This window comes from Pseudomonas sp. 2VD, assembly GCF_005503585.1.
GTDB lineage: Bacteria > Pseudomonadota > Gammaproteobacteria > Pseudomonadales > Pseudomonadaceae > Pseudomonas > Pseudomonas aeruginosa.
The window spans coordinates 1-10,413 of record NZ_SCND01000219.1; the positions used below are offsets into that span (position 1 = coordinate 1).

8 protein-coding genes are annotated in these 10,413 nt (G+C 65.9%); 2 read left to right on the forward strand and 6 right to left on the reverse strand.

Annotated elements, in window-relative coordinates:
* From FFS27_RS21230 to FFS27_RS21250, 5 genes are all read right to left on the reverse strand, one after another.
* A partial coding sequence (locus FFS27_RS21230) for a peptidase domain-containing ABC transporter (RefSeq protein ID WP_137952191.1) occupies positions 1–1,611 on the reverse strand: 1,611 nt, incomplete at its 3' end.
* A gap of 9 nt (positions 1,612–1,620) precedes the next feature.
* Positions 1,621–2,877 carry an HlyD family secretion protein gene (locus FFS27_RS21235; RefSeq protein WP_003093492.1) on the reverse strand — a complete coding sequence of 419 codons (1,257 nt, stop codon included), beginning with the start codon at positions 2,875–2,877 and terminating at the stop codon, positions 1,621–1,623.
* 96 nt (positions 2,878–2,973) lie between these two features.
* A complete protein-coding gene (locus FFS27_RS21240) occupies positions 2,974–3,273 on the reverse strand; it encodes a DUF5862 family protein (protein ID WP_003111247.1) in 300 nt (99 codons plus the stop codon).
* A gap of 308 nt (positions 3,274–3,581) precedes the next feature.
* Positions 3,582–5,375 (reverse strand): cholesterol oxidase substrate-binding domain-containing protein, encoded by a 1,794-nt coding sequence (locus FFS27_RS21245; protein WP_034013755.1) that lies wholly within the window; start codon positions 5,373–5,375, stop codon positions 3,582–3,584.
* Between the two features lie 131 nt (positions 5,376–5,506).
* A complete protein-coding gene (locus FFS27_RS21250) occupies positions 5,507–5,806 on the reverse strand; it encodes a hypothetical protein (RefSeq protein ID WP_003093477.1) in 300 nt (99 codons plus the stop codon).
* Between the two features lie 758 nt (positions 5,807–6,564).
* On the opposite strand from FFS27_RS21250, the gene tyrS reads away from it, so the two are divergent.
* Positions 6,565–7,803 (forward strand): tyrosine--tRNA ligase, encoded by a 1,239-nt coding sequence (gene tyrS, locus FFS27_RS21260; RefSeq protein WP_034013754.1) that lies wholly within the window; start codon positions 6,565–6,567, stop codon positions 7,801–7,803.
* A gap of 28 nt (positions 7,804–7,831) precedes the next feature.
* On the opposite strand, the gene FFS27_RS21265 is transcribed toward tyrS, so the two are convergent.
* On the reverse strand, positions 7,832–9,088 hold the full coding sequence (locus FFS27_RS21265) for an OprD family porin (protein WP_021265294.1): 1,257 nt from the start codon (positions 9,086–9,088) through the stop codon (positions 7,832–7,834).
* 365 nt (positions 9,089–9,453) lie between these two features.
* Here FFS27_RS21265 and FFS27_RS21270 point away from each other — a divergent pair.
* The coding region (locus tag FFS27_RS21270) for a multidrug effflux MFS transporter (RefSeq protein WP_137952192.1) at positions 9,454–10,413 on the forward strand (960 nt) is incomplete at its 3' end.

Genomic DNA, 10,413 nt, shown 5'->3' on the forward strand with positions numbered 1-10,413 from the left:
GATGCCCAGCAGGTCGTTGAGCAGGGTGCTCTTGCCGCAGCCCGAGGGGCCGACGATGGCCACCGACTCACCGCCGGCGATGCGCAGGTCGAGGCCGTCGAGGACCCAGGGCTCCTGTTCCGCGTAGCGGTAGCGCAGGCCCTGGATCTCGATGCTCGCCTCGCGCTCGCGGAGGTTCTCCGGGAGGATGTCGCCGTGGCTGACCTCCGGGGCCTGGAGGACGATGTCGGCCAGGCGCTCGCCCTGCAACTGGAGCATGCGCAGCTCGAAGAACTTGTCGATCAGGCTGCCGACGCGGCTGTCGAACTGCGACTTGTAGGCGTTGAAGGCCATCAGGATGCCGACGCTGAACTGGCCGTCCATCACCATGGTCGCGCCGAGCCAGATCACCAGCAGGTTCTCCACGCCGAACAGCAGGCCGTTGAGCTGCTGGTAGAACAGTTGCAGCTTCTGCGTACGCAGGCCGGCGTTGATCTGTTCCACCAGCAGGCCGAGCCATACCGAGCGGCGCTCGTCCTGGCGCTGGAACAGCTTCAGCGGGCGGATGCCGCGCACCGTCTCGAGGAAGTGGCTCTGCTGCCGCGCGGCGTGGACGATCTGCTCCTCGGTGGCGTTGCGCAACGGCCGGTACCAGATCCAGCGGCCGAGGGCGTAGAGGCTCATGGCGGCGATGGCGATGGCCGCCAGCGGCGGACTGTAGAGCAGCATCATGCCGAGGGTGGCGACGGTCATCAGGCCGTCCAGCACCGCCGAGAGGAAGGCCGCGGTGAGGGTCTGCTGGATGCTGTTCACCGCGCCGAAGCGCGACACCACGTCGCCCAGGTGGCGCTTCTCGAAATACTGCGCGGGCAGCCGCAGCAGGTGGCTGAAGACGTTGGCCTGCCACTGCACGCCGAGCAGGGTGCTCATGTGCATCATCACCCAGGCGCGCACCCCGCTGACCGCCTGCTGCATCAGCAGCAACAGGCCGAAGCCGATGGCCAGGGTGCTGAGCAGGTCACGGTCTTCGCTGACGATGACGTTGTCGATGGTCCATTGCAGGAAGAACGGACTGATCAGCGAGAACACTTCCAGCGCGCCGGCGAGCAGCAGCACCTGGGCCAGCGAGCGGTACAGCCCGGTGACCTTGCCGAGCATGCCCAGCAGCTTGATCCGCGGCGGCGCCTCCTGTTTCTCGAAGCCGCTCTCCGGCCAGAGTTCCAGGGCTACCCCGGTGAAGCTCCGCGAGACTTCCTCCAGGCCCAGCCGGCGCTGGCCGTGGGCGGGGTCGTGGAGCACCGCGCCGCGCCCGTCGACCGCCTTGAGCACGACGAAGTGGTTGAAGTTCCAGTGCAGCACGCAGGGCAGCTTGAGCTTGCCGAGGTCGCCGAGGTCGAGCTTCACCGCGCGGGTGCCCAGGCCGAGGCGGTGGGCGGTCTGGATCAGTTGCTTGAGGGAGATGCCCTTGAGCGATACGGAGAAGCGCCGGCGCAGTTCCATCAGGCCGGTATGGTGGCCGTGGTAGCCGGCGATCATCGCCAGGCAGGCCAGGCCGCATTCGGTGGCTTCGGTCTGCAGCACCAGCGGCAGGCGGCGGCCCAGGCGCAGGGCGAGAGCGTCGAGAAAGGCCATGGGTCGTTCCTAGAGTTTGCCGGTCAGGCTGTAGAGCGGTTCCAGCACCCATTCGTAGAGGCGCCGGGTGTCCTGGAGGATGTCGGCGTCCAGCAGCATGCCGCTCTGCAGCGGACGCGGCTGGCCGTAGGCGGTCACCGCCTGGTCGTCGAGGGTTACCCGCAGCCGGTACAGCTGCTCGCCATCCTGGCCGAGCCCCGGTACGCCGCCGACCATGCTGGAAAGTTCGGCATAGGAGACGCTGGCGCGGGAGATCGACTGCACCTTGCCGTGGTACTGGCCGAACTTCTGGTACGGATAGGCCTGGTAGCGGATCAGCACCGCGTCGCCCGGCCGGATGAAACCGATGGACTTGCTCGGCGCGTAGAGTTCGGCCTGCAACGGGGTATCGGCGGGAACGATGCTCAGCAGCGGACGCGAGCTGTCGACGGTCTGCCCGGCTTCGGCGAGCACGGCGGTGGCGATGCCGCTCTCCGGCGCGGTGACCAGCAAGGTGCGCTTGGCTTCGCTTTCGGCCAGGTCCTGCTCCACCGCGCTGAGCTGGCGGCGGGTTTCCGCGAGCTGGTTGGCCTGGCGCGCGGAAAGCCCGGCGAGTTCGTTGCGGCGCTCGGTCAACTGCTGCCGCAGCGACGTGCGTTCGCGCTCCAGGCCTTGCAGGGTCTGGCGCTGGCCGAGGAGTTCGGCCTGGCGCTGCTGCAACTGGTCCATGGAGATGTAGCCCTTGTCCATCAGCCCCTGGTAGCGCGCGGCGGCGTCGCTGGCCAGCGCCAGCAGGCGTTGCTGGCTGTCGGTCTGGGCGGCGAGGGTGGTCAGTTCGCGCTGCAGGCTGGCGACCTTGCTGGTCAGGCTGTCGCGCTCGTCGTCTTGCAGGCGGCGAAGCTTTTCCAGTTCGTCGCGCAGGGAGTCGCGGCGTTGTTCCAGGCGCCTGCTGATGCCGGCCTGCACCGGCCCGGCATCGCTGCCGTAGCGTTCGCTGGAAAGCACCATCAGGCGCTCGCCGCGTCGTACCGCCTGGCCTTCCTGGACGAACTTGCGCAGCACGATGCCGGCCTGCGGCGCGTGCACCTTGACCTGGCCGCTGGCGGGAACCAATTGGCCGCTGACGGTGCTGCGCTTGGTGTAGCTGCCGAACAGGAAGAAGCCCACCACCAGCAGCGCCATCGCCGCGGCCAGCAGGGTGAGAAAAGTGAAGGAGACCGGGCGGATCAGCACGATCTCGCCCAGGCCGCCGGCATGCTGGGCGTCGAGGGCTTCCTGGCGAAACATGGTGGCTGGATCCTGGATTCGAATAATACTTGCATGACACTCCGACACCCTTGCGAAAGTTCAAACGCATGAAGTGCCGGAGTGCGACTTTTCTAGTTAGATGGTGGTGCGGCCTACATCACCGGGACCGAAGTTTTCCCGGTATTGGCCCAAGTAACCGACAGCCGTTTCCGCATTGGTGAAGAGACCGACCGTGCCCCCGGCAATAGCGCCCATCGCGGTTGGCACGACCAGGCCGACCAACTGGGAAAGAGCGCCGAAGCCGAAGCCGCCGGCACCGCCCCATTTCCCGCCGATTGCCATGCCCGTCGCGGCGCCGTCGACGGCGCCTACGATCATGCCGGAAAGAGTTCCACCCGAAACGCAGGTGACTTCAATGTCATTGAGTTCTTTCATTTCATATATCTCCTTTAGGCTTCCCCTGAGTCTGGAAAGCCATTCGATGGTACTAATCCGAAAGAGTGGGATGAACTGCCAGGATTAGCGGTTTTTCATGGGCTCGATAATTCGTTTGACAATGAGTTTCAATATTCGGCGGATGAAGGTTTGCCACTCCGGGTAAACTTTGCGAATGATTAAGGCCGGTTCGTGCGACACCTCGATAAGACCTGTTGAACAAGTCAACGCCGTATCGAGGGCTCATTCATATCGGCTCCGGCGAACCGCTCTTCGTCCGAGTCAGTACGGCCTCGCATAGCGGCATTTCATGGCATCAGCCGGTCGAGCAGCGGCGAGCTGAACAGCCGATGCGGATCGGCTTCGTTCAACTGGCGCGCCGCGGCGTCCCAATCGTTGTCTGCGACCAGGCCCTGGCGTAGCGACTGCGCCACCAACTGGTCGACCACCGTCGGCTCGTCCCAGGCGGCGGCGGGGCTGTAGCCCCAGCCCTTGCTCCACTCCACCCGCAGCGAGGCGTAGTCGCCGCTGAAGTGGTCGAACAGCCAGGCCTCGAACTCGTGGTAGAAGGCGTTGGCCTGCGGAGTGCCGGGTAGGCTGAGGATGTCCAGCCAGATCGCCGTGTCCCATTCCGGCTGGTCGGGGCGCGGACGGATCGCCGACAGGCTGGGCACCTGGGCGCCGGGAACGATCGACTCGCCGGGCTGGTCGAGCCCGCTGACGCGAATCTCCACCGGGCCGTTCATGGGGTAGTGGCCGTTGGCGCGGTAGGCGGCGACCATCGTCTGGTACTGCAGGTAGAACTCGTTGATCACCCGCTGCACGTCGCGACGCCGGGTCAGCACCGCGTAGCCGTTGGCGGTGACGCGCAGGGTGCTGGGCTTGATGTACAGCAGCAGGTCCTTGCTCCAGCCCCAAAGGTCGTAGCCCAGGGTCAGCGCCATGCCGCCCACTACCAGGTCGTACTGCAGCTTGCCGAGCAGCGGGGTGAGTTCCGGGTGGCCGGTATTGATCGCCGCCAGCAGGTCGGACAGCGCCTTGGGAATGTTGTCGGAGAAGGGGTAGTTGAACGGGCCGTTGACCGCGCGGGCACCGAACGGGCAGCGCGGGGTCGGCGTCCAGACCTTCAGCCAGGGCTTGTCGGTGAAGGGGAACCAGATGGCCTCGGCGCGTCCGCTCTTTTGCAGGAAGCTGTCGAAGGTCCTTCCGCCGCTGCCGGCCGCGGCGAACATCTCGCTCGCCGGGATGTTCACGTAGCTCTGGCAGCGCATGCGCTTGTTGACCCCGGCCTGGAGGGTCGCCTCGACGATGAAGGCGCGTCCGAGGTGGACGAGGAACGGCGCGCAGGCCGGATCGTCGCGGCGGAAGGTCTTCAGCACGTATTGTCCGGCGGCGCCGTCCCAGACCACCGCGGTCAACGCCACGATGCTGTTGCTCAGGGAGCCGTAGCTCTGCCCCGGCAGGCGGCTTTCGCCCTGCGCCGGGATGCCGGTGCCGTGGCCGTCGATGGCGAGCACACCGCCGAGGGTCAGGTCGCCCGGCGCCGGCGTGGCGACGAAGCCGAGCTTGACCCGCTCCAGCTGTTTCAGCAGGGCTTCCATGGTGACGCCGGTCTGCGCGCTGAACAGGCCGAACTCGCCCTGGGTGTCGATCCGTACGCGGGTCAGGTAACGGCTGGTTTCCACCAGCACGATGCGGCTCTCGCAGTTCTCGCCGCCTTTCAGCAGCAGCGGGGACCAGTTGTGACCCATGCCGCGCGGGCGCACCTTGAAGCCGTTCTGCCAGGCCCAGTTGACCACCGCGAGAACCTCTTCGTTGGTGCGCGGGGCGCAGCTCCAGAGGTCGTCGGCGGCGATTTCCCCCGACCAGTTGCGGAACGCCCGCCGATAAAGTTCGAGGCCGGCCGGAAAGCCTGCCGGCGCCGGACAGCTGCTGGCGGCGGCTTCGGCGGGCTGGATGACGAAGGCCGGGGTCCAGCCGGCCACCAGGCCGACCGCGCCGAGCGTGGCACTCTTGCCGAGGAAGCTGCGGCGCGACAGGCCGCCGGATTCCTGGTCGGGATCGCCGACGAAGGCGTCGGCGTGCTGGATGAGGTCGTGCATGGCGGTTCTCCTGATCGGGGCGCTGGTCGCCCCTTCCCGGTTGCCGGGTCCTAGGTCGCCGCCGGGGGCGTCCGGGTCTCCGGCGACGGGGGAGGCCCGCTCCGCGACGGGAGCGGGCCGAGGTCCTGGGATCAGGTCCACTCGGTGTCGTAGTGGTAATCGATGCGGCTGGTGTCGCCGCCGAGCAGGCCGCCGACCGCGGCGACGCCCTTGAACACGCCGTAGCCGAGGGTGTCGGCCAGTTGATGGATGGGGGTCAGGCCGACGGCGTTGAACACCTTGCCGACCGAAGAGATGACCGACGTGTTGAGCAGGTCGTTGGACACCTTGACCACATCGACGATGGCATCGCCGACGAAGCTGAAGAGTCCGGCGCCCGATACCTGGTCGATTTCATCGAAGCTCAGTTCCTGAAGTGTGGCGAGTTGCATGGCGCTATTCCTTCATCAATCAAGTTTTGAGCGATAGCCGGCCCTCTCGCATAAACATCGGTTTGCGAAGATAGAGTGACTATCGGTTGCCAGCCGCTCTGGAAAAGTACTTTGCCGGCTGGTCGCTGAAAATTACTGATCTGCCGGCGAGAGTGTCAATCTGGGAAGTTGATAGGGTGAACTTGGAATATCCATGTTAGGCAAATGACGCCGATATTTTGTCAGTGGAACTGGTCGATGTTTTTTCGAATGCCGCGATAAGCATCTGGATATTGCTGATCCATTGATATTCGTGGGTGCTGGGAAGCGGTTCGCTATTTTTACGAGATGATGCGCCAATCCAGAAAAGTATCGAATTATTGCTTTCGGAAAAAATTCAACTGCCTTGCTGATAGGTTTCTTCCGGTCGAGTTATTGAAGTACACGTCCGGTCGGGCGTTGTTTTTCAAAGTAGAGAAACCGGCGTCATAAATTTGTGCGGATAACTGGCGGGTAAACTTTCCCAGGCTGCGCTTCTGTTGCGAGGAAGTGCCTCGGTTCGTGTCGAGGCGCTTTCCAGCCTTGACAGCCCGACACAGGCGCGTAGAGTGCCGCGCATGAATCGTGCAGCCCTGACCTTCAAGCGCTATTACGCCTATCTGCTCCCTCATTGAGGCGGTAGATGCGTCGCTGCATTCCCGAACCGCCCGAGGCGGCGGTCCGGTGAACTCCCTCCCAACCTGTCTCCTCGGGCATCCACCGTGCCAAAGGAGATACCCGTGTCCGTCCCGACCCATCAGCAAGACCTGATCGCCCTGCTCGAAGAGCGTGGCTTCGTCCACCAGTGCACCGACCGCGACGGCCTCGCCGCGCACCTGGCCGCCGGTCCGGCAACCGCCTACCTGGGCTTTGACGCCACCGCCGACAGCCTGCACGTCGGCCACTTGCAGGGCCTGATGCTGATGCGCTGGCTACAGAAGGCCGGGCACCGCCCGTTGCTGCTGATCGGTGGCGCGACCACCCGGATCGGCGATCCGAGCTTCCGCGATTCGAGCCGGCCGATCCTCACCGAGGCGCAGATCCAGGCCAACATCGACGGCATCGCTCGGGTTTTCTCGCGCTACGTCGAACTGCACGACGACAGCCTGGTGAACAACGCCGAATGGCTGGACGGCGTCGGCTACCTGGAGTTCCTCGACCGGGTCGGCCGGCACTTCTCGATCAACCGCCTGCTGACCTTCGACGCCATCAGGCAGCGCCTGGACCGCGAGCATTCGCTGTCGTTCCTCGAGTTCGGCTACACCCTGCTGCAGGCCTACGACTTCGTCGAACTGTCGCGCCGGCGCGGCTGCACCCTGCAACTCGGCGGCGCCGACCAGTGGGCGAACATCATCAACGGCGTGGAGCTGTCGCGACGCCAGGGCGGCGCCCAACTGTTCGGCCTGACCATGCCGCTGCTGGCCACCAGCGACGGGCGCAAGATGGGCAAGTCGGCGCAGGGTGCGGTATGGCTCAACGCCGAGCGCCTGGCGCCGTTCGACTTCTGGCAGTTCTGGCGCAACTGCGACGATCGCGACGTCGGTCGCTTCCTCGCCCTGTTCAGCGAACTGCCGATGGATGAGGTGCGCCGCCTGGGCGCCTTGCAGGGCGCCGAGCTGAACGAAGCGAAGGTGGTCCTGGCCAATGTCGCCACCGCCCTGGCGCACGGCGAGCACGCCGCGCGATCCGCCGCCGATGCCGCGCGCGGGGTGTTCGCCGACGGTACGCGGGACAGCGGCTTGCCGGTGATGAAGCTATCCCGCGCGCGCCTGGCGCAGGGACTGTCGCTGACCGACCTGCTGCTGGAACACGCGATCCAGCCCTCCCGCAGCGCGGTCCGCCGCCTCGCCGCCGGCGGCGGCCTGCGCCTGGACGGCACGCCGGTCAGCGATCCGGACGCGCCGCTGGCGGGCGAGGTCGACGGGCTGCGCCTGAGCCTGGGCAAGAAGCAGCATTTGCAACTGCGACTCGAGGATTGAGGTGCCTGCGGCCCCAAGGGGCCGCGCTTCACCAGAGCTTCAGCGTGTAATTGACGATGAAGCGGTTCTCGTCCAGGTCCGCACCGTAGCGGCTGCGGTAGGTGATGTTGCGCCATTTCAAGGCGACGCTCTTCAGCGGTCCGCTCTGGATCACGTAGGACAGGTCGGTGTTGCGCTCCCATTCGCTGTCGTCGGCGCGGCCGGCGCCGCGGTCGATGTCGCGGCCCTGTACATAGCGGGTCATGAGGTTCAGGCCGGGCAGGCCGAGGCCGGCGAAGTCGTAGTCGTAGCGCAGTTGCCAGGATTTCTCCTGCGGTCGGGTGAAGGGCTGGTAGGCCATCAGGTTGGCCACGTAGGGCGTGGTGTAGCCGTTGAGCACCGGAAAGGCGTCGTTGCCGATCATCTTCTGGACACCGATGCCGAAGGCGTGGGCGCCGGCGCGCAGGGTGAGCATGGCGTTGAGGTTGCGATTGTCCACCGGCCCGGAGATCGCCGCGCCGTCTTCGCCGCTGTCGAAGTAGCGTAGGTCGCTGCGCAGCGACAGCCCTTCGCCCAGCGGCAGGGTGTGCAGCAGGCCGAGATAGTGCTGCTGGTAGATGTCCTTGAGCTGGCCGTAGTAATAGCTGGCGCTGAGCCGAGGGGTGAAGGCGTAGGTCGCGCCGGCGAGATTGAACTCGTCGCTGGCGTGGGCCTTGTCGCGGCCCATGATGTACATGTCGTCGCTGCCGGCCGACTCGCGGGTGCGCGACTTCCACAATTGCCCCGCGGTGAGGGTGAGACCCTCGATCTCGCTGGAGGTCAGCAGCGCGCCGTCGAAGGTCTGCGGCAACAGGCGCACGTCGTCGCGAAACGCCACCGGCAGTTGCGGCATGAGGATGCCGACCTGTAGATGGGTCTGCGAATAGCGCAGCTTGGCGGTCAGGCCGAGGTGACTGTAGTCGTCCACCGGCTCCTTCGAATTCGCTCCGAACGGCAGCGTGCCATCGTTGCTACGCCCGCGTCCCGAGTCGAGCTTGACGCCGAGCAGCCCGGTAGCGTCCAGGCCGAAGCCGAGCGGACCGTCGGTGAAACCGGATTGCAGGCGCAGGACGAAGCCCTGCGACCAGTTGCCGGCCTGCGATTGGGGCGCATCGTGTTGGCGGTAGTCGCGCAACTGGTAGAAGTTGCGGAGGTCGAGGTGGGCGCTGCTGTCCGCGAGGAATTCCGCTTGCGCGGCGAGGGGCAGGAGGCCGAGGCCAAGCGCATAGCTGCGCCAGGCGCACGGGCGGGGGCATGCCGTGATCATCGATTCTTCCCTTGGTTGTTGTTCTTGTAGGTATGGGTGACGCCGATTGCACGGTGAGTTTTAGCATATTGTTAACTTGTTAATGAAGTATTGGCGATCCTCCTGGAAGCTTCGCTAGCTTCTGTCCCTTTCCATGCTTGCCGATCATGGAGGGTACGGCGCTGGAGAGCGAAACCGACCTGGAATCTTTCGCCTTCTGCGCATTTGGTTAATCTGTTAACGTTGTCGGCCCGTGAAAGGAGCCAGGCCCCGTGCGCTGCCAGGGTGAACGAGGTCGCGTCGTGGGGATTTCCCGGACGGCGAACTTGCATCCGCGTGCACGGCGGTGTCGTCTGGACCGAAAGGCGAAGAAGAGGAGGGCGAACGTGCCTGCGAGTGCATCGAGGATTCAGCTCGGAAGCGGCGAACGACGCCTGTTGCTGCTGTTGTCGGCGCTGGTGGCGTTCGGCCCGCTGTCGATCGACATGTATTTGCCGAGCCTGCCGGCGATCGCCGCCGATCTCGGCGCCAGCGATGCCCAGGTGCAGCGGAGCATCAGCGGCTTCCTGGTCGGCTTCTGCGTCGGCATGCTGTTCTACGGCCCCTTGTCCGACCGTTTCGGCCGGCGCCCGGTGCTGCTGGCCGGTATCGCCTTGTACCTGTTCAGCAGCCTGGCCTGCGCGCTGGCCGACAGCGCGGGGCAACTGGTCCTGCTGAGGGTGCTCCAGGCCCTCGGCGGCGGCGCCGCGTCGGTGCTGGCGCGGGCCATGGTGCGCGACCTCTATCCGTTGGGCGAGGCCGCCCGGATGCTGGCATTGATGCACATGGTGACCATGCTGGCACCGCTGGCCGCGCCGCTGCTCGGCGGCTACCTGATGCTCTGGGCCGGCTGGCGCGCGTTGTTCGTGGTCCTGGCGCTGTTCGCCGGGCTCTGCCTGCTGGCGGTCTGGCGGGTCGCCGAAAGCCACCCGCCGGAGCGCCGCGGCGGCAGCCTGGCCCAGGCCTTTCTCGCCTATGGGCGGCTGCTCGGCGACCGTCGCGCGCTGGGCTACGTGCTGTGCATGGGGCTGGCGTTCGCCGGGATGTTCGCCTACATCAGCGCCGCGCCCTTCGTGTTCATCGAGCATTTCGGCGTGCGCGCGGAGCGCTTCGGCTGGTTCTTCGGCCTGAACATCCTCGGCGTGATGCTCGCCACCTGGTGCAGCGCGCGCCTGGTGCGCCGCCACGGCCCGCAGCCGCTGCTGCGGGCCGGCAGCCTGCTGGCCTGCCTGTCCGGGCTGTTCCTCCTCGGCTATGCGGCGCTCGGCGAGCGGGGCGGGTTGTGGGCGCTGGTGCCCGGGCTGCTG

Bases quoted from the DNA above. Each gene is read 5' to 3' on its own strand.
- FFS27_RS21235 (WP_003093492.1), bottom strand. From the start codon at position 2,877: ATGTTTCGCCAGGAAGCCCTCGACGCCCAGCATGCCGGCGGCCTGGGC.
- FFS27_RS21240 (WP_003111247.1), bottom strand. From the start codon at position 3,273: ATGAAAGAACTCAATGACATTGAAGTCACCTGCGTTTCGGGTGGAACT.
- FFS27_RS21245 (WP_034013755.1), bottom strand. From the start codon at position 5,375: ATGCACGACCTCATCCAGCACGCCGACGCCTTCGTCGGCGATCCCGAC.
- FFS27_RS21250 (WP_003093477.1), bottom strand. From the start codon at position 5,806: ATGCAACTCGCCACACTTCAGGAACTGAGCTTCGATGAAATCGACCAG.
- FFS27_RS21265 (WP_021265294.1), bottom strand. From the start codon at position 9,088: ATGATCACGGCATGCCCCCGCCCGTGCGCCTGGCGCAGCTATGCGCTT.